Source organism: Sphingomonas palmae (assembly GCF_900109565.1).
GTDB classification, from domain to species: Bacteria; Pseudomonadota; Alphaproteobacteria; order Sphingomonadales; family Sphingomonadaceae; genus Sphingomonas; species Sphingomonas palmae.
Genome location: NZ_FNZZ01000008.1, coordinates 1 through 19,115, shown reverse-complemented (window position 1 = coordinate 19,115; position 19,115 = coordinate 1). Strand labels below are relative to the sequence as shown.

Annotated in this window: 17 protein-coding genes; 7 read left to right on the top strand and 10 right to left on the bottom strand. The window is 63.7% G+C overall.

The features are described 5' to 3' along the window. Positions 1 to 20: 20 nt before the first annotated feature. Together budC and BMW51_RS15035 are read right to left on the bottom strand one after the other, a co-directional pair. Complete coding sequence (budC, locus tag BMW51_RS15040; RefSeq protein ID WP_093007927.1) at positions 21 to 782, bottom strand: meso-2,3-butanediol dehydrogenase; 762 nt, start codon at positions 780 to 782, stop codon at positions 21 to 23. Next, positions 783 to 1,352, bottom strand: coding sequence for a type 1 glutamine amidotransferase domain-containing protein (locus tag BMW51_RS15035; RefSeq protein WP_093007925.1), 570 nt, complete (start codon positions 1,350 to 1,352; stop codon positions 783 to 785). 299 nt (positions 1,353 to 1,651) lie between these two features. On the opposite strand from BMW51_RS15035, the gene BMW51_RS15030 reads away from it, so the two are divergent. After that, positions 1,652 to 2,821, top strand: coding sequence for a hypothetical protein (locus BMW51_RS15030; RefSeq protein ID WP_245708573.1), 1,170 nt, complete (start codon positions 1,652 to 1,654; stop codon positions 2,819 to 2,821). A gap of 3 nt (positions 2,822 to 2,824) precedes the next feature. Here BMW51_RS15030 and BMW51_RS15025 read toward each other — a convergent pair whose 3' ends face one another. The 5 genes from BMW51_RS15025 to BMW51_RS15005 all read right to left on the bottom strand — a co-directional run bounded on the left by BMW51_RS15025 (position 2,825) and on the right by BMW51_RS15005 (position 10,615). Then, a complete protein-coding gene (locus BMW51_RS15025; protein WP_093007923.1) occupies positions 2,825 to 3,805 on the bottom strand; it encodes a 2OG-Fe(II) oxygenase in 981 nt (326 codons plus the stop codon). A 75-nt stretch (positions 3,806 to 3,880) separates the two neighbouring features. Further along, the gene (locus BMW51_RS15020; RefSeq protein WP_093007921.1) at positions 3,881 to 7,201 is read right to left on the bottom strand and encodes a TonB-dependent receptor domain-containing protein; all 3,321 of its coding nucleotides are present in this window, start codon (positions 7,199 to 7,201) and stop codon (positions 3,881 to 3,883) included. 438 nt (positions 7,202 to 7,639) lie between these two features. Further along, on the bottom strand, positions 7,640 to 8,392 hold the full coding sequence (locus BMW51_RS15015; RefSeq protein ID WP_093007919.1) for a hypothetical protein: 753 nt from the start codon (positions 8,390 to 8,392) through the stop codon (positions 7,640 to 7,642). Continuing rightward, the gene (locus BMW51_RS15010) at positions 8,389 to 9,162 is read right to left on the bottom strand and encodes a hypothetical protein (RefSeq protein ID WP_093007917.1); all 774 of its coding nucleotides are present in this window, start codon (positions 9,160 to 9,162) and stop codon (positions 8,389 to 8,391) included. The genes BMW51_RS15015 and BMW51_RS15010 overlap by 4 nt, the downstream gene beginning before the upstream one ends. A gap of 10 nt (positions 9,163 to 9,172) precedes the next feature. Further along, a complete protein-coding gene (locus BMW51_RS15005) occupies positions 9,173 to 10,615 on the bottom strand; it encodes a hypothetical protein (protein ID WP_093007915.1) in 1,443 nt (480 codons plus the stop codon). Positions 10,616 to 11,409: 794 nt separating this feature from the next. Here BMW51_RS15005 and BMW51_RS15000 point away from each other — a divergent pair. The 5 genes from BMW51_RS15000 to BMW51_RS14980 all read left to right on the top strand — a co-directional run bounded on the left by BMW51_RS15000 (position 11,410) and on the right by BMW51_RS14980 (position 16,822). Further along, entirely contained in the window at positions 11,410 to 12,066 is a 657-nt protein-coding gene (locus BMW51_RS15000; RefSeq protein WP_143051890.1) for a hypothetical protein, read from the top strand. A gap of 49 nt (positions 12,067 to 12,115) precedes the next feature. Continuing rightward, positions 12,116 to 12,772 carry a hypothetical protein gene (locus BMW51_RS14995; RefSeq protein WP_093007911.1) on the top strand — a complete coding sequence of 219 codons (657 nt, stop codon included), beginning with the start codon at positions 12,116 to 12,118 and terminating at the stop codon, positions 12,770 to 12,772. A 47-nt stretch (positions 12,773 to 12,819) separates the two neighbouring features. Further along, positions 12,820 to 13,677, top strand: coding sequence for a 3'-5' exonuclease family protein (locus BMW51_RS14990; protein WP_093007909.1), 858 nt, complete (start codon positions 12,820 to 12,822; stop codon positions 13,675 to 13,677). Between the two features lie 170 nt (positions 13,678 to 13,847). Then, the gene (locus BMW51_RS14985; protein WP_177171706.1) at positions 13,848 to 15,311 is read left to right on the top strand and encodes an AAA family ATPase; all 1,464 of its coding nucleotides are present in this window, start codon (positions 13,848 to 13,850) and stop codon (positions 15,309 to 15,311) included. A gap of 143 nt (positions 15,312 to 15,454) precedes the next feature. Then, positions 15,455 to 16,822, top strand: a complete 1,368-nt coding sequence (locus BMW51_RS14980) for a hypothetical protein (RefSeq protein ID WP_218139401.1) — start codon at positions 15,455 to 15,457, stop codon at positions 16,820 to 16,822. A gap of 366 nt (positions 16,823 to 17,188) precedes the next feature. Here the strand turns inward: BMW51_RS14980 and BMW51_RS14970 are convergent, their stop codons facing one another. Both BMW51_RS14970 and BMW51_RS14965 read right to left on the bottom strand, forming a co-directional pair. Beyond that, on the bottom strand, positions 17,189 to 17,575 hold the full coding sequence (locus tag BMW51_RS14970; protein WP_093007901.1) for a type II toxin-antitoxin system VapC family toxin: 387 nt from the start codon (positions 17,573 to 17,575) through the stop codon (positions 17,189 to 17,191). Further along, positions 17,572 to 17,865, bottom strand: a complete 294-nt coding sequence (locus BMW51_RS14965) for an AbrB/MazE/SpoVT family DNA-binding domain-containing protein (RefSeq protein ID WP_093007899.1) — start codon at positions 17,863 to 17,865, stop codon at positions 17,572 to 17,574. Before BMW51_RS14965 ends, BMW51_RS14970 begins: the two co-directional genes overlap by 4 nt. Before the next feature lie 232 nt (positions 17,866 to 18,097). Between BMW51_RS14965 and BMW51_RS14960 the strand changes: the two genes are divergently transcribed. Beyond that, positions 18,098 to 18,694, top strand: a complete 597-nt coding sequence (locus BMW51_RS14960) for a recombinase family protein (RefSeq protein WP_093007897.1) — start codon at positions 18,098 to 18,100, stop codon at positions 18,692 to 18,694. A gap of 157 nt (positions 18,695 to 18,851) precedes the next feature. On the opposite strand, the gene BMW51_RS14955 is transcribed toward BMW51_RS14960, so the two are convergent. Further along, the gene (locus tag BMW51_RS14955; RefSeq protein WP_281243255.1) at positions 18,852 to 19,055 is read right to left on the bottom strand and encodes a winged helix-turn-helix transcriptional regulator; all 204 of its coding nucleotides are present in this window, start codon (positions 19,053 to 19,055) and stop codon (positions 18,852 to 18,854) included. Positions 19,056 to 19,115 lie beyond the last annotated feature (60 nt).

The following is a 19,115-nucleotide window of genomic DNA, read 5'->3' as shown; positions in this document are numbered from 1 at the left end:
GCGCGGCCCGCCCCAACGCATCACGACAGCGGCGGCTGGCCGTTCGAGGCGGTGAGCCCGCCGTCGACCGGGAGGTTCACGCCCGTCACGAAGTGCGCGTCTTCGCTCGCCAGGAATGCAATCGCGCCTGAGATGTCGGCGGGCTCGGCACCGCGGCCCATCGGAATGCGCTCCTCGAACTTGGCGATCAGTTCGGGCTGCTCCTTCATGCCGGCGGTCAGCGCGGTGTAGGTGAGCGACGGGTTGACCGCGTTGACGCGGACGCCGTGCTTGGCCTCGTCCATCGCCAGCGCGCGGGTGAAGTTGGTCACCGCGCCCTTCGCCGCACAGTAGAAGCTGTGGTTCCAGTCGCCGCCCAGCCCCGACACCGACGAGATGTTGACGATGCAGCCCTTCGATTGCCGCAGGTGAGCGATCGCCGCGCGGCTCATGTGGACGACGCCGTAGAGGTCGGTCTCGATCACCTTGGTGAACTCGGCGAAGTCGCCCTCGTCGACTTTGCCGAGATGATCGACGCCGGCATCGTTGACCAGCACGTCGATCCGCCCGAAGCGATCGACCGCCGCCTGCACCAGCGCTTCGCATGCCGCGCAGTCGGACACGTCGGTCTCGCGCGTCTCGACCGTGCCGCCCAGTTCGCCTGCCAGCTTGTCGAGCGCGGCCTTGTCGATGTCGCCCAGCACCAATGTCGCGCCTTCCGCGGCGAAGCGGCGCGCGGCGCCCTCACCGATGCCGGAGGCGGCACCGGTGATGACGACGACCTTGTCGGAGAAGCGCGCCATTTACGCGTTCTCCGCCTGAGCTTCGTGCTTGCCCTCGCAGAATTCCTCGACCAGCTTGGCGCAGAAGGCGGGCAGATCGTCGGGGTTGCGGCTGGTGACGAGGCCCTGGTCAACGACCACCTCCTGGTCGACCCACGTGCCGCCCGCATTCTCGATATCGGTCTGGAGCGTCGGGAACGAGGTCAGCGTGCGGCCGCGGACCTGATCGGCCTCGATCAGCGTCCAGGGTGCGTGGCAGATCGCGGCGACGGGCTTTTTCGCGGCGAAGAAGTCGCGGACGAAGGCGACGACCTTGTCCGACCCGCGCAATTTGTCCGCGCCGACGCAGCCGCCTGGAATGACGAGCCCGTCAAACTGGTCCGCCGACACGTCGCCGATCGCCTTGTCGACGTTAAACTTGGCGCCGGGATCGAGGTCGTTGTTGAACGTCTCCGCCTCGCCCGTCTCCAGGCTGATGACGGTAACCTGACCACCGGCTTCCTCGACCGCCGCCTTGGGTTTGGCGAATTCCGGCTCCTCGGTGCCGCGCGGCGCGATCAGGATCGCGATCTTCTTGCCTTCGAGCTTCATGCTGGTTCGTCCAATCTGGGGAGGAGCGCCGCATAAAGGCGCCGGGGATCATCGAACGAGCGCGCTTGTGGTTCCGGCGTGGGCCGATCTTCGCCCGCGAAAAGTCACTAAAGTCACACGCTTACGCAGGCGTGCGCGCCCGCGCCCATGCGCGCGAGCGGGCGCGATGAGGGCCATCATGTCGACACGTCGTCGTGTAGGAAAGTGGTGTGTAAGGAATGACGCAAGTGCCGGTACGATTTTGCTCGACTGATGAGGCGGGGGCGTCACGATGCGCGGGCACGATCGGGAGAGTGTAGATGATCTGGCTGGCCATGCTGTTGCAGGTGGCAACCCCCGCGGCGCAGGCGGCGCCGCAGTCCAACGCGGGCGCGGCGCAGGAAGGCGACATCGTCGTGGTCGGGCGCGGGATCGAGAGTGCGCAGGCGGCACTCGACGCGTGTGTCGCCCGCGGCTGTCCGCCCGATCAGGAGATCAAGGCCGCGCTGGTCGTCGCCTCGCGCCGGTTCCTGGCAGGGGATTATGCCGGGTCGCGGCAAACGTTGCTGAAAACGCGCGGGCGAACGGGCAAGGCGGACGCGGCCTATCCGCTGGCAGTGTCGGACCTGCACCGCGCGCTCAACACGATCGGCAATCTCGACGGGCGCGAAGACTCCGCGCGCTTGTCCGCGTTCGACGCGACCGATGCGCTGCGTGCCGGGTTGAAGCCGAACGACCCGCTGATCCTGCTCCAGCGGCTCGACAGCGCGAACCAGCTGACGCGCACCGGCCGGATTGAGGCAGCGCGGCAGATCTACGAGGACGTGATCAAGCGCGCGGCGAAGAACGGCTATCCCGGCGTCGAGGGTGAGGCGATCTTTCAGGCGGCGACGCTCTACGCCACGCTGGCGAGCCTCAATCCCAATTTCCGCGACGCGGCCGACCGCTGGGCGGCGCGGCTCGACAAGCGCGACGAGCCCGAGATCGTGCAGTATCGCGAGGGTATTCGGCTGGTGAAGCTGCAACTGGCCGCGTCCAAGGCGTCGCCCGAGGAGCGTGCCGCACTGCTCGCTCAGGCCAAGCCGCTGGCGACCCGCGACGCGTTCCTGCTGAGCGAGCCCGACGTGACCTTCAACGTTTCGAACCCGATCCACCGCAGCGTGCAGACCGGCGCCTTGTCGGGCGGTACCAGCGAGAAGCCCGAATGGGCCGATGTCGCATTCTTTGTCCGTCCCGACGGCACGGTCGCCGACGTATCGGTGGTGGCGCAGTCGGACGTGAAGCCCGGATCGTGGCTGTCTATCAAGACCGACGCGGTCACCGGGCGTCGCTACGCACCGTTCAACGGCGCGCCAATTTACCGCGTCGAACGCTACACGATGGTGCACAATTACAGCGAAGCGACAGGCACGCATCTGAAGATGCGCTCGGCGCGCGGCATCCTAAATACGACCGATGTGACCAAGGCGTATCAGGCGCCGGCCGCCTGAGGTTCAGACGGATTCCGGTCCGCGCCACGGATCGTAGGCGCGCGCGCGGATCCAGCGCGTCGCGAGCCACTTGGTGCCCGAGACGACCGGCTGACCGGCGTGGCGCGCCTTGGCGAGCGGGCGTCCGGCTGCGTCGGTGTTGCGAAAGATCACCGCGTCCCCCAGGCGTGGGCGGATCGTCAGGTCGTAGTCGGGGAACACCGTCTCCCCGCCGGTGAAATCGTCATTGAGGTAGACGAGCACGGTCGCGACGCGCTGGTTGCGCGTGCCCGGCAGCACGTCGGAGTGGAGCCGGAACTGCTGCCCGGGGCGATAGCGCAGCACGGTCAGCGCCTCACCTGCGCCGATCGGGGTGTTGCTCACCGCGGCCAGTCGCGTGTTGAGTGCGCGGATCACCACGTCCTCGCGCAAGGGACCGATCACCGCGTGGTCTGAGGTGCGTATGGGGTGCGGCACCATGCGCCCGGTGCGCGGATCGGCGACGAGCGCGGGAGCGAGCAGGTCGTGGACGCTTCCGGCGACGTGCGCGCACTCGGCCGCGGTGAGCAAGCCGGGCACGCGCGAAACGACGCCGTCGTCGGTCAGCGGCTCGGGAGAAGGATGCCGGGCAGGGGTGCCGTCGGGGGCGAGCGCCATCGCGCCGAGCAGCTGCTGCAAGGCGCGCGCGTGCGTATCGTTCGCGGCAATCGCATCGTCGAGCAACGCGAGCGCGCCGGTCCAGTCGGCTGTGGCACCCGTGCCGTTGGCGGCGAGCGTGATCTCGAGCAGTCGCGCCTCGGCGTGACCGCGCGTGGCTGCGTCGCGCAGCAGGCGACGCGCGGCGGGGAGGTCGCGCGCCAGTGCCTGGCCGATGATCGTCCACATCGCGCGCTGAAACAGCGCCGCGGCGTCACCCGCCCCCACGCCGCGTGCGTTCAACGCGACCGCGTCGGCGATGCGGCCCCCATCGAGCAGGCGTTGCGCGGCGTCAGACACGTTTTGCATGAAGTCAGCGTCGCACAAAAAAGGGGCCGGTGAAAACACCGGCCCCTGCTTGAGTTACGAGGTTAGTGGCGTCGATCAGAAGCGGCCGGTGAAGCCCGCGTAGAAACGACGACCGATGTTGTCGAAGATACCGCTGCCGAAGCCGGTGCCGGTGGCACCGAGCGGGGGCAGGCGGTCGGTCAGGTTGTCGACACCGATGTAGAAGTTGGTGCCCTTGTCGTCGACGTCGAAGCCGATCTTGCCGCCGATGTAGAGCACGTCGGGGTAGTAGGCCGGCTCGAACGCGTCGAGGTTCTGCGGCGCACGGCCCTGATACGAGATCAGGTTCTCGATCGCGCCAACCGACTGCTTCGACAGGTAGCGGAACTGCGTGTCGAGCGTGATCGCACCGAAATCCGCGCCCAGGTTCACCTGGACCTGATCCTTCGGATAGCCGAGCTCGCCGTTGAACGTGTCACCGAACGCCGGCTGCAGCGGGTTGGTGAAGTTCGCGGCTTCCAGCGTGTGGGTGTAGATCACACGACCGGTGACGCGCGTGCTGCCCAGGTTGCGGGTGTACGACAGGTCGGTGTCGATACCGCGACGGCGCAGCGACGCGAAGTTGAACGACTGAGTCAGCAGGCTGCCTTCGATGATGCGATAAGCCTGCTCACCGTTCGGACCGGTCGCCCCGGCTGCAACGCGCTGGAATTGCGCGCAGAACGGGTTGTTCTGGATCGACGGCGAGTCGTAGCAGTTGTTGGCGATACCCTGTGCCGAAACCGCCGTGATGACGTCCTTCACCTTGATGTTGTAATAGTCGACCGTCAGCGTCAGGCCAGGAACCCAGCGTGGCGTGAACACGGCACCGTAGGTGTAAGAGTCCGACTTCTCGACATTCAGCGCATCGTTACCGCCGCTCTGGATCTCGAGCGACTGGACGTACTGGTAGTTGTAGGTCGTCGGAATGCCCGCCGCGGCGCAGTTGGCGGCGCGGAACTGTGTGCCGCGACCCAGATTGTCGGCGGAGCATGGGTCAGCGAAGCCCGGCGCGAAGTTCTGACCCGTGGGCGAGTAGAGTTCGTTCAGGTTCGGTGCGCGGACGCCGCGGCCGTAATTGGCACGGAAGCGGATGTCCTCGGTCGGCGCGTATTCGGCGTTCAGATTGTAGGTGTAGACGGTGCCCGCCGACCCCTTGTAATCCGACACGCGACCCGCCGCACCGATTGACAGGCTTTTCGCGAACGACAGGTCCTTCAACAACGGCACGTTGATTTCGCCGAACGCTTCCTTCACCTCGAACGACGGCGGGTCGAAACGCGCCAGTGCGTTGTAGAAGGTGTAACCCGCCTCGACGAACGGATCAGCCGCGAAGTAATTGGTTTCACGACGATATTCCGCACCCAGCGAGAAGGCGATCGCGCCGCCCGGCAGGTTGAAGAAGCCACCGGTGTCACCAGCCACGTTACCTTGGAAGTCGAGCTGCGTGATCTTGCCGGTCGAGGTGGTGTTGCGCAGCACGTAGTTCTTCGCCGCCTGCGAGATGCTGCCGGTGCCGAACGGGTTGAGCGGCTGGCAGTTCGCGATGTCGTTGGCGAGGTTGGCCGCATTGCCCCCGATGTCGGTGCCGAAGGCGAAGCGCGACGCGTCGAGCTGCGAACCGCAGACGATTTGGCCATTGGCCGGGTTGCGCACTGCGTCGAGCGCGAGGCTCAGGCGCTGCACGTCGACGTTGCCCAGAACCTTGGTGCGCTCCTTGAACTCACCGTAGTTGCCCGACACTTCGTAGTTGAAGTGGTCGCTCAGGTCACCGCGGAAGCCACCGACGAAGCGGTAGGTCTCGCGGCGCGCGTCCTCGCGACGCGAACCCAGATCGGTCAGGTTCTTGCGCAGGATGAAGCGATACGCGCCGCTGTTGATCTGCTGCGTCAGCGTCGCAGCCTGCGCGGCGGTGATCGCGGCACCCGAATTCGGATTCTGGCCGTTGGCAACCGCCTGCAGCGCTTGCTGCGTCAGGAAGGTGCGCGCGTCGGCCGACAGGAATGGGTTGTCGAGGCGCGGACGCTCGTACAGCGCGTCGATCGTCGAGCCGGTGAAGAACGCCGGACCCGACCCGCCGAGGCCGACCGAGTCGACACGGACGTACTTCGCCTCGATAAACGGCTTGAACGCGTCGGACACGTCGAAGTGGCCGATCAGGTTGGCAGCGTAGCGGTCGAGCTGCGGCAGCAGCTGGAGCAGCGTGCCCTCGCGGCGCGTGTTACCGTTGCCGCCGATGAACGAGCCTGCGGGCGCTGCGCTGGGTGCCGCGGCCGAACCGTTGGCGATACCAACGCGCGAACCGGTCTGCTGCGCGATCGAGCCACCCGGCTGGAACAGGTAGTTGCAGGTGAACGCGCGACCCAGATAGTCACGACCGCAGCGCGCGGCCGAGTTGGCGCCGAGCGGTGCACCCGCGAATGCCACGAGGCCGCCGTCGGAGAAGGTGCCGACGCGGACGTCGCGGAAGAACGTCGAGTCGGGAATGCCGTCGAAGTTGAGGTTGCCGCCCGAGCCGACACCAGAGGCATCGATGTTGGTGGTGAGGAAGGTGTCGTTCTGGCGATACGCCTTGCGGTCGAAACCGAACAGGTCTTCGGTTCGCGCGTACTCGACATTGATCGCGATGTTGCCGCGGCCATCGGCGAAGTTCTTGCCCGCCGTCGCGCTGACGAAATAGGTACCCGCGTCGCCCTCGTCGCTGATGCCGCCCTGGCCGCGGATCAGCAGGCCGTCGAAGCTGCTCTTCAGGCGGAAGTTGACGACGCCCGCGAGTGCGTCCGACCCGTAAACCGCCGAATTGGCGCCGGTCACGATGTCGACGCTTTCGATCAGGTCGGTCGGGATCGTGTTGGTGTCGACCGACACACCGTTGCTCAGAATGTCCGAGCCGACATGGCGACGGCCGTTGACCAGCACCAGCGTGCGCTGCGTGCCGAGACCGCGAAGATCGAGCAGGTTGAGGCCCGAGGTGCCGAGGAAGCGCGTCGAGTTCGACTGGCTGAAGGTGCTGACCAGCTGCGGCAGGTCGTTCAGCACGTCGCCGATCGAGGTGCGGGCGGTCAGCGTCAGCTGCGCGGCCGACACGGTGGTGATCGGCACCGCCGACACCGCGTTCGGGTTGCGCAGGCGCGTACCGGTGACGAGAATGTCGCCCGACGACGCGGCCGAGCTGCCGTCGGCGTTGGTCGGCGCGGCCTGATCCGACGGTGCGGCGATGCTCTGACCGGCAGGCGCTTCGTTGCTGAGGCCGGGAACGGTGGACGATTGATCGGTCGGCGTCTGCGCCGCACCCTGAGTGCCGCCCTGTGCGAATGCGGGAACCGACAGCAGCGTTGCCGAGGCAAGCGCGGTCGCCGCGAGATAGCGTGAAATCATCAAGACCCCTCTTGTTCACATGCCATTAACGCATGTTGTGGGGCGTATCTGACCGAGAAAGTGCGGCCATATCAATTGCAACCTTCGATAAGTTGCAACAATCTTACCGACTGTCACCCTGATGCAACATAACAGGAAAGCGACAGCAAACGTGCCGTTTCATGATGTTGCTAGCATGTGACGCGACATTTTGTGCCGTGCAGCATGGGGGTGTGAGGACGTGCGGACACGCTTGTCGGCGGTGAGGTCGCGATTCGTGCGCTGGCGTAGACGGGTGGCTAGTCAGGCATGTTGCTTCGCCGCGGCTAGAAACGTGGCAGTGGTGTCTGCTTGCTTTGCACTCATGTCGCCGTGGGTCGTAGCACATGCGAGCGTATCGGCTTGAACGGCGCACGAAACAGGGTCACGCGATCAGTGATGCCTCAGGTTCGGTGTCGATCATCGCGCTTCTGCACTCCAGCGGTGCGCCGACCGCGCAACGGTCTGCTCCGGCAAGAGCCACCCTTCGTTATCGTCAGGAACAGTCGTCTGCGACCGAACGCAGTGATCCTTCCTGATCTCGAAACCTGGTATTCGACAGGACATCACCGCATCGAGTGACCCCGACGAGATGAAACCAGGCAGATCGCGCCGTTCGTTATCGGAAAGCTGCGCCCAGAGCGCGTCACCGGGCCGTTCGGCGAACGCCTGCCTGGCGAGGAAGGCACTGACGATCAGGCTTGCCAGCAGAGCGATCGTCAGCAGGGTCAGCAGCGCCGGGCGTGTCCATGACAGCTGTTCTCGTATCAGACGCCATGCCGCGTTGCTTTCCGCCGCCTGAGTGCGGAGGTCGCGCTCGGCATGATCGACGCGAGCAATGGCTTGCTGAACACGACCGGCTAGCCGGTCACCCAATTCGTCCAACGCTGCAGTTGCCTGAGCGGCAGTCCGGGCTGCTGCGTGAAGCCGCGATGCGGCGTCGGTCGCATGGTGAAGATGGTCGCGCATCGCCTCGCCATGCGTGTTGAGCCACTCATCGATCGACATCTTCAGCACCTGACCGTTGCGATGCTGATACATCGCGATCACCAGGAAAGGATCATCCTGTGAGGGCGCGCATACCGCCGCGATCTCGTCCATCGAGGCGGCTACCTGCACGTCGGGTTCTTCGTCGGGCCAGATCTGATCCCACAGGATACGCCACGCCGTCACAGCACATCCTCCAGCCCGCTGGCGAACAGTTTCATGGCGCGGGCGAACACGATCGCATCACCGATCGGAACTTCGTTCAGGGCCGAGCTCAAGCGCCGTTCCTGATTGTAAAAGGCGTCTTTGAGACGGTCGCTGAGCCGCGGAACCTGCACGATGCCGTTATCCGGATCGTGGCGCAGTAGCGGTGCGGCGCCTGCACCACGCAAGCTAGGCGGATGCTGCGTGAAGCACCGGATCACGCGCCCGGCACCGTTCATTTTCTTGTACAAGCCCGAGGTTCGATTGCTCGTCCCCCACTCCGGCAATTTGATCAGCACGCGATACCGCTCAGGTGCCTTTTCAATCCACGGTTCGAGTTGTTCCTCGATGTATACGAAGTCCTTCCATGCCGCCGCATTGACGCTGATGATGATCGGATATCCAGCCGGCGCACCAGCGACGCCGTTCAGAAGATCCGCGACGAAATCGGAAGACGCGACATTGGCGAAGGCATATTCCTCGGGCTGAAGCGTAGCCTTCAGGTAACCGCGTCGTGTGCCGACTTCGACCACCCGAACCGGATGATTGGCCTCGTCCAGAAGCGCGATGAGGCAGGCGACGAGCGTATCGACACCGGCTCCGCCGGTCTCTCCCGTTACGACCAGAATCGTCGTGCCGAGTGTGTTGATCAGCAGGTTCGATGCGGGGACGGCAACCGCAAGTCGCGGGCGATCCGGTATGGCGATCGCACGGGATTGAGCGGGGACGAGATGATTTTGATGGTCGGTCATTGATCGGTTCTCAATAATCGTCGTCGTCATCGAGGACGTGGTTGTCGGCGGGGCCGACAGCGCTGGTTGAGGACGATCCGGCGACCGATCCTGATGTGTTTTCGCGCGCTGGAGGCGGGTCGAACAGCTCCCAGACGAGCTCGTCGACGGGCTGCCGAAGCAGGCGTGCGGCGTGCAGGAATGGCGGCTCGATGGTCAGCGTCGCGGGCACATCGATGCCGCGACATTGGGCCAGCCACCGCACCTCCGGCTGGTCGCGTACCAGCATGGCAAGGCTGCGAACATCGTCGTCCTGAAGGCGTTGCAGCGCCGCTCGCCAATCGCTGGCGAGAGGAACATTCTGGGCGCCATCGCGGATCAGCAGATTGTCGTTTTCCGCCACCGCGAGCCGCTCCGCGATGGTCTGGCGCTGGCTCATGTCGTGACCGATCTTGTCCATCAGCGTAGCCCAGCGATCCTGCTCCGCTCCGTGGATGTGATCGAGCATTTCGCGCGCGATCGTGGCGCAGAGCGCGGGCGACGCTGCGGCGTCCGGCACTGCATCGATAGATAATGGCGTGGGTGGGAGCAGGATGTCCCAAGCACGCGCCTCGGCTTTTTCGCCGCTTCCGATCGCTTCGACCAACGTCTGGAGATCGCGCTCGAACGCTGCATTTTCGGCATGGTCGACCGTGCCGATCGCGCCATTCCAATCACCTCCGGCACGTTGGATTTCGGCTGCCCGCGCCAGTGCGCCAGCAAGAGTCGGAGTGATCGCCAAGGCATGTCCCGCAGCCATCTCGAACGCCTTCTTCGCCTCGATATCAGCGGCGGTAATCCGACCGGATGCCAGCAGAAGCGCGGTCTGCTCGGCCTCGGTAAGACCCTCGACGCAGAGGTCGAGATGGCCATCGCGGAAGGCCGTCATGGCGAGGCCATTTTGATCACGATGACGTGGATCCTCGGCCTTCTCCCGCGCGAATGTGGCGAGGAAAACGAGGTCGCTTTTTGACAGCTGACGCAATTGCCACAGCGATCCACCGGCCTTGTAGAAAGCGTCGAGCCATGCGCGTTCCTGCGCCTTCAACTGCGGCTTGGCCTCTGCTTCCACCTCGGCTCGGACCGTGGCGATTTCCTCGATCTGGGCGCTCAGAATGGAGGCCTCAACCACGACCTTGGCTATGTCGCCGAGTTGGCCCTTATTGTCGAACAGCAGCTTGCTGAGCGCCTTGCGGCGAGCCTTTTCCTCCTGCGCGAGCGACGCGTCCGAGCCGCGATAATTGTGCAGCGTCTGCTTCGCTTTTTTGGCCAGCTTCTTGCGCCTTGCAGCTTCCGCGGGCGTCAGACCGGCGAGCCGATCCGGCGTGGCTTCCGCGACGATCCGGGTCAGTTCCTCGTTCTGATCAATGAATGCCTGCACCTGTACGAAGACGCTCGCCAAAGCGTCGGGTCGAATGTTCTTCCAGACCGACATGGATCACCTTTTGAACCACAAAATCCATGTTGTAGGATCTACTTAGCTGTTTTCAAAAAATTTTGTTGGCGGCATGGAAAAGCACTAGCCCGGACGGCGCGCCTGATCTGATGGGTGCGAAGATACCTTGCGGAAATCTTTCGCCGGGTCCGCTGATCATCAGGCAGGTTAGCGAAGATCGGGCGCACTTTAGCTTCGCCCACGGAATACAGGCGCAATACCTACAATGTGACGCACCCTGTCGGATGCGTCACATTGTGTGCGGCGCCTCTGCCGAGGCGCTTGGATCGGCGCTGCGCGCCGAGTGTGGCACCGCTCACGCGCGTGCCAGCGCTAACGCGGGGGTCGCCGCTGCGCCGCTCTCAAGACGGGTGTGTGATCACCCCCTCTACGCTTCGCGATCATCCTGCAGCGCGCGTCTATCGAGGATCCGCTATCCGTGGATCGGGTCGCGATCTGCCGATGGATGATCGCGTCTACCCCGTCAGGCGAAAGCAGAACGGTACCAGCGCCAGCCGACTATTCGCACCGATCGCTTGATCCACCTTCACTGTCCTGCATGCCGGCGATCGCAAGAGGTTCGGCACCGTAATTCGTCAGCGCTGCTGATGATTGATGAGCGGCTGAAGCGAAGGAGTTGAAGGAGGGAAAAGAAAGGTCGGTGTTCACCGGCTGACCCTCAGACGGCGCCTTCGTCGCCAACCGGTCATTACCGGTCCTCTCACCAACATCCGCGTCCCACAAACCGATCCGCGTCAGCGGCACGGCATGTCGACGCACGCATGGAGTTCATCATGCTACCGACACCTACCATCACGACGCTGAGCATCGCGCGGCTCGACATCGGTCATCACCTCGGCTTCAACGCCCACATTCCGGTCGGCGCAGCCATCCTGACTGCGCGTCTGGACGGCAGGTCAGTGCTGTTCACACTGGATGGGTGTCTGCTCCAGCCCTCCGGCGATCCGGCCATGCTCCTGGGCTGGCTCGACGGGCATCTGACGAGCATCGGATCGACAATCGCGGGATATCGGCTGGACGAGATCCACGCGCTCTTGGCGAAGCTGCCGGACGCTGATCGGTCACCGTGCCTGAGAACGCTTGCGGGATGCGGGCCGCAACCGTTGCTCGACCTGTCCGCGCGGCAGGTGAATGGGAGACCGCTGACCTTTGCGGAAGCCTGCACCTGGTCGGACATCATCTGCACCAGCATCGATCCGGATGCGCGCTTCGCGGCATGGTGCCGGTCCGACACAGACCGGATCGATCATGAGACGCAGGTGGATGTGATCGCGGCTTTCCGCCTCGTCCTTCACCGCATGGCGGCAACCGCGCCGATCGGGCGTGGGATCGCTGCTGCCATGAGCACGCATTTTGCCGCCTGGCTTCGCGGAACGGACAATGCAGCCGCGCAGCTCCACGCCTCCGATCTCGATTCGCTGACTGCCTGAACCCTCCCACGCCTGCGCGCCCCAGGGCGGGCGTCATCAAGGAAATCAAATGACCCTTATCGACGTGTCGATCGACGCGCGCTGTTACGCGCCCGTGTCCATCAGCCTCGCCGTGCGCACCATCGGTGCGTGCTTCGGTGCCCGGCATCGCCCGGATAACCGCTTCATGACCGGTATCGGTCTGCTGTCAGTCACGCAGGGTGACGGTGGCCAGCCGCACTTCGCCACTGCAGCCCGGTGTCTGCACGAGGGCGAGAAGGTGGCGGACCTGCTCGACTGGCTGGAGCCGCGGTTGTCGGATGCGCCAGCCGTCATCAGCTGGGACAATTGGGGCTCTGTGCCGCGCCGGCTCCTCGCACTTGCCGATCCGCTGCATCATCCGGAAATCGTCGCGGTCGCGCGAGATACCGTGGGCCGTTGGCGCGACATGCCACGCGGGCACACCTGGCATGTGCGCCAGGCTCGAGCGCAGGCCATGCCGTGCCTGTGCGGACCCGATGTTCGCATCGACGAATGCGACGGCGCGACACCAGCGGTTCTGCTGCCCGATCCGATCACGACGGCTACCGAACTGATCGATGAGGCGATCGTCGGCTGGCAGTGTTGGGTGCGCCCGTTCGGCGACTTCGATGACCACAGTCACCCCGCGCAAGCCGCACTGCGCGCTTTCGACATCTGGCGGGCCGATCAGCGCTCCGCCCGCTGACTTCCTTCTTCCCTGTCGCGGACCTGGGTGTCCGCAGGAGAAATCACATGCAGATCGATACCTCCCGCCTGTGGAAGGCGGACACACCCGGCTATGTCGTCGTTCTGGACGCCGAATGCCGTTACGACCACGTCGTTCACGGACGTTACCTACAGGCCGAGCGCTTCGTGCCGGCTGACGTGGCCACCCTGTCTCCGCGTGATCGTCGCACCGATCCGCGCGTGACCCCAAGGTGGGCGTGTCAGCAGATCGTTGTCCTCAGCTGGGCGATCTTTGCCGATACCGACGATGGCCTGCGCCCGCTGCGCATGGAAACGCGCGGCGCTCCCGAGCTGGATGAGGCTGGCATCGTGCGGGCCTTTTTTGCCGATATGGATGCCCTGCAAAACGTCGAGCTCGTGACCTGGGGCGGATTTCACAACGATGTGCCACAGATCCTGCTCGCTGCGGCCGCAGCGGGATTGCGGCTGCCGTCCTGCCTCTCGCGGCTTCATTCGCCGTGGCGACGCCATAGCTCTGGCCACCGGGATCTGATGACCGAGATGTGTGCAGGCGCCAGTTCTCCGCACCTTGCGGAGGTCGCTGCCAAGTTCGGCATCCCGGCCAAGGTGACCTGCCGCCCGGATCTGGTCAGCCAGCTGATGGATCAGGGCAAATGGTCGTCGGTCAAGTCGGTATGCGAGGGCGATGTCCTGACGACGTCGATGATCCTGATGCACTGGCGCCATCTGCTGGGTGGCAGCACCTCGACCCTGGAGGCAACTCGCAGGCTGTGCGACTTCGTCACCGCACATTGCGGACATCGTTCCTACACGGCCCATTGGCAGCGGTTTGGAGAACGGATCCTGCAGGACGCTTTCACGGCAGAGAACGCCAAGCTCGCGATCATGGACGCGGGCAGGTGAGCATGTCTGCCTGCTGACCACGCATATTTTCAGCGCGGGACGGACCAGGGCGGCTGATGAATATCAGCCGACCTTTAGTCCATCATATTATATAAGGGATTTCGCGCTGAATGCTGAATTCTACCCGTCGCGCGCAGCACGCGCGCGACATTGCTCGAGTTCGGCCAATCATGACCTCACGTTCCGCCAGGATCGCCGATCCGGACGCACCGGATCGGAACGCGCAGACGGCGCATGCGGCGCCGTCGGGCAAGCGGTGGCACTCACAGCCTGAATCTGATCGGTGGCTGGCTAGCAACAGCTTGCATGTCGCAATGCCCCGGATACCATTCCGGGTAGATGGCTGGCTGCCGGCGAGGGGCGCGAACGTCTGGTTTGGTGCAGGTTCGACCGGCAAGACGCAGCTGCTTCTGTGGATGGCGGCGATGATCGCCAGCCGCCCGGAATACCGTGCGCCGACTTGGCTAGGCGGTACGATCAACGGTACGGGGCACGTCCTGATCCTCAGCGCCGAGGATACCGGGCAGCAGATCATCGAGCGATTGCGCAATATCCTGCACACCACGATGGGTCAGGACGCCGCGATGGCGCGCGAAACCAGCGCCCGCCTTCACGTCATGCCGTTCCTCAGCATGAGCGAGGCCGAGTTCCGCCATCCGAACGCGAGCCTTTTCAGGTTGGCCGAGGACCGCGTCTGGCGCGCGTCCGAAGTTCTGACGGAAGTGCGTGAATACATCAAAGGCTGGAACGCCCGGCACGACGATCCGGAGGATCAGATCGTGGGCGTCGTCATGGACTCGGCCACCAGCATGGCGGGTTTCGATTCGATGGACGAGGGGGCGACGACGAACTTCTTCTTCTATCTCAATCGCATGTGCGAGACGATGAAGCTCTTTTTCACGATCATCGGGCACGTGCCCAAGGGTAGCACCGTTCCGCAGAAGGATCCGTGGGGCACGGCCGCGGCCCGCCTGCGCGGCGTTGCCATCTGGACCACCGCTCCGCGCATGGTGGTCGAGGTGCGCTTCATCCAGGAGTGGCATCTCAAGCGCAATACGGTCCATGAAGCCAAGGAACTGCGCGAGCGGCTCCCGGGTGTCAGGCGCGAGGACATCCTCGTGGTCTATGCCGCCAAGGCCAATCTGCAGGGCGTCTGTCGCGATCCGCGCTATCTCGTCCGCGTCGAGGAGGGCGCCTTTAGGCAAGTAGATGCGCCAAAGCCCGGCAGCACCAGGCCGGGTGATGCCAAGGCACAGGATCCCGGCAAGCGGCACAATGCTTCTTCAACGACGCCCGCACCGCGCTCTTCGGCGCAGCAACGCGCCGACAAGGAGGCAAGATATCGGCCAGGCACACCGATAATATTGCGCGTCATCAAGCGCGCTTATCCCAACATTGCGCCTGGCGACTACGTGATCGAGAGCCTGATCAAGAAGACGCTGGATACCATGCACGGCGAAGAGCCTTTCAAGGCACGCCGCTGTATCGTCAGCTCGTCCGGAAGCGGCGCAGGCATCCGCATCGGTGGATTGTCGTGGCACCTTCAACAGCTTGCGGAAGCTGGCGTCCTTACCAACGCGAACAATCGCTACCGTTTCGCAAGATGGCCTGATCCGTCACCAGATGAGGCCTAGGCAGCCAAGCCCCTCACTCAGGATAAACCTTGCGACACGGCCGCAAGGTGCGGCCCATGCGACAAGTGAGGTTCATACCTACCGGGGTGATGTCTGATTCCATTCTTCAGATTCGAGATGCGGCAATTGCCACAGAAAGGAAAATGAAGATGGAAGTTAAGGATCAGGTGCAATCGAACGGGGCTCGGCTCCGCGCACAATTATCCGCAGCACTGGCAGACATGATGCTGGCCAACGGAACGCCGCTTGCCGTCGCCCTTTTCAGCGCGCTGATGGTCGATCTGCGACGCAGCCAGCATCCGGACGGCTGGTCCATCCTGTTCGATATGGATGACAGCCAGATCGTCACGCTCGGCGCCAACCTGCTCGACGCACTCGCCGATGCCCGGCAGGCATTCGACCTGCCGCTGGGAACACGCGTTCAATCGGACGAGATCGGCAGCGTTCTGATCGGACGTGAATTCTGGGTCACCGATGTCGCGCGTCCGGGACTGTTCCCGCTTGAGGCCACGCGGCGCGACGCCCACGGCATCAATCTCGAACTGCTGCGCTATGCCATCTCGCAACAGGTGCGCGGCAAGCCCTGGCAGCGCATCGGCCTGCCATCGCCGGTGTTCATCGTCGACAGCGATGCACGGCATCTGATCCAGTTTCCGCCATTCCAGCCGGCCGGCAATGTGGTGTTGCAGCGTTCGGCGAGTGATACCGGGGCATCCCGCTTCTGCTCGGCGACACCGACGCAGATCGAGGCGCTGGCGACATCCATCGCTGTCGACATGGAGACATTGTGGAAGCGACGCCGGCTGGTCGCCGAGCAAGCAAGGGATGTGCGCGTCCTGGCCGAAAACAAGATCCCGAAGGATGCGCCGGGCGTCGCCGTTCGCGCCATCGCGCTCGATTTCGAGGAGCAGCGCGCCGATGAATGCCTTGCCTTCTACGTCGAATATGACGGCATCGACGAAGCGATGCGTCCTGGTGTCGTGCTTGATTACATTCCGGCGCACATCACGGCCTGGTCGATGTTCAACCCTGTCCCTTCGGGCATTTCCGGGCGCTTCGCTGAACGCGACGCATTGCGAGCGCTCGGTGCAGACGGTGAGATCGAGGAGTTCGCCGCAGCTATCCTGCGGGCCGCACCAGAGGGGCAGGCTGCGATCCTCGCTCGTCTTACCCGCGACTATGAAGCGCTGGTCAGCTTCACGACCAATCTGGGAGAACTCCACGCTATCCTGTTCTGGCGGGATGGCTGCATCAAGGCTGAGGTCGATGTTCCCGGTGTATTCATGAAATACCATGACTGGGTAGAAATGTATTACGGTACCTATACAGAACACGAAGCCAATGAATTGATCGGATCGTCGATCGCTTCTATCGATCGTCTACCGTTCGATATTGACGCAATCATTGCAGATGCAAATCCACTCATGGATGGCGGATTGAAGCTGCGTCTTCATAGGCCTTTCGAGCATCAGCTCGTCAATTGCACAACCGGGCAGATCTGGGCGCGGTGAATAAGCAAGGGGCTGACGTGAAGCGCGTCGGCCCCAATAGCGATGTGCTTCAACCTGTCATTGCATGTTCGACCGAATATTGTCGCAGCGTGGACTGGTAGCTCTGCACCTTCTGCAATAGTCGGTGACCACCTGCGCTCAGCGGATCACCACCACCTTGACCTCTGCTGCGCCTGCGTTTTCCTTCCGTTTGCGGTCGGCGGTCAAGGCGGAGAGGACGTCGCGCTTGGCAAGCGCGAGGCAGAACAGGATGTCGGTTCTCCTGAAACAGCGGGCGCTCTCGCCAAGGGGGAAGCGTTTTCTGAAAGAGTGGGCATTTGCCGAATTGGCTGCCCTCTGCTCGGCTGCAGATGCGGGCGTCTTGGGTTAGCGGATGTGCTCGAGCCTCAGGTTCTTGACCCGTACCTTCTTCCACTCGCGATCGGCGGTGAGGGCGGGGACGCCAAGTTGCATGGCAAGCGCCAGGCAGGACCGATCACCCAAGCCGCGGCCGTACTCGCGCGTCTGGGCGTGCAATGCCGCGGCCGCATAGGCTGCGGCAACGTCGTGCGCGCGGATGTCGAGGCGGAGTTCGTCCAGCAGTTCGCGGGTGGTGGCTTCGTCGAGTCCGCTCAGCAGCAGTTCCTTGACGACCTCCTGGAGGTTGACCGCCGAGATGGCCGCGCGCCCGACATATGGTGCGACCTTGTCGGCACCGGGTTCGTCCCGAACCAGTGCCAGTACCGCGGATGCGTCGAAGACGGCGGACGTCATTGCGCGTTCCGATCCTTATCACCGGATGCGACCTCACCGAGATCGACGGCAGCTTCGGCTTTTCGGTCACTGAGAAAGTCATCGGTCGTGCGCGCCTGTTTGGCATGTTCGCGGTAGAGCGCCTGTGCCCGTGACACCCCGTGTCCGATCGGAGTCAGACGGACCTGATCATCCTCTACAGTCAGGATGACCTTGGCATCGCCATGCAACCCCATCGCCTTCCGCACTGATGCGGGAAGAACCATGCGACCGTTGCCAGCCACTTTGATGTCCATAGTTTGCGTTGCCATCGCCCTTCGTCCTGCATCTGCTTCACAGGCATAGTATGCCACATTGAGGACTATGGCAAAGCCTTAGGTGGGGCATATATGCAGACTGTGTCTCCATCGGTCGTCCATCTGGGTATACTTTGCTAGAACATAGCCGATTAAGCAGCGCCAGCGTCCGAACAGGGTCGCTTGCAGCCATATTGAACAGCTGCCGCGCACGATCTAGAAGCTGATTGAACAGAACAGGGCTTCCATGTCGCTTTTCGGCTATGCACGCGTGTCCACCACCGATCAGGACCTCGACATACAGATCCAGGCGTTGCGGGTGGCCGGCTGCCAGACGATCCGGGCGGAGAAGAAGTCAGGCGCCGAGCGGAGCGCGCGTACCGAGCTCCAGATCCTGCTAGACTTCCTGCGCGAAGGCGACACGCTGGTGGTGACGCGGATCGACCGGCTCGCACGCTCGATGAAGGACCTGCAGGATATCGTGCACGAACTGAAGGGCAGAGGGGTAGCACTCAAGGCCACCGAGCAGCCGATCGACACCGGCACCGCGGCGGGCAAGGCGTTCCTCGACATGCTGGGTGTCTTCGCCGAGTTCGAGACCAACCTGCGCCGCGAACGCCAGATGGAAGGCATCGCCGCCGCGAAGCTGCGCGGCGTCTACAAAGGCGGCAAAGCCCGGATCGACCCGGCAGAAGTGCGCAGACTGGCGGCCGAGGGAGTCCGACCCGCGCATATCGCGCGGCAGCTTGGCATCTCGCGCGGCACTGTCTACCGATTCCTGCCAACAACGTCAGACCGTCGAGGCGAGACGGAAGCGCCTGCACCGGTTGATGTCTCACCGTAAGCGGGGCTCGTGCTTTCAGTATTTTATCTTACCAACAGCTGCCCCAATTGGCTGATTGGTTTTCCCGTTTCCGCATCGCAATTGGCGAATTTCGGGAATTAACAATCGGGAACATATTTCGGGAAAACAGTTCCTTTTCGCTCACGCTCGAAGGTTGTTAGCAGCTTCTGGTCGCGCACGAACGGCCGAGCGGCGTGATCGTATAGCGGACGCCAATTAGAGAGGTCGGCATCACCGTGCGCGTGACCAGCCCGTGCCGTTCCAATCGCTTCAACGCGTCGGCGAGCGACTTGTGGGTGATGCCGTCTGGCCGCCGCTTGATCTCGTTGAAGCGCTGGGCGTGGCTGTCCGCCGATACGATGCGCCGCGTCGCCGCGCGCCGAGGCTGCGATCACCGAGGGCGTGCTGTTCCGCCGCGTCG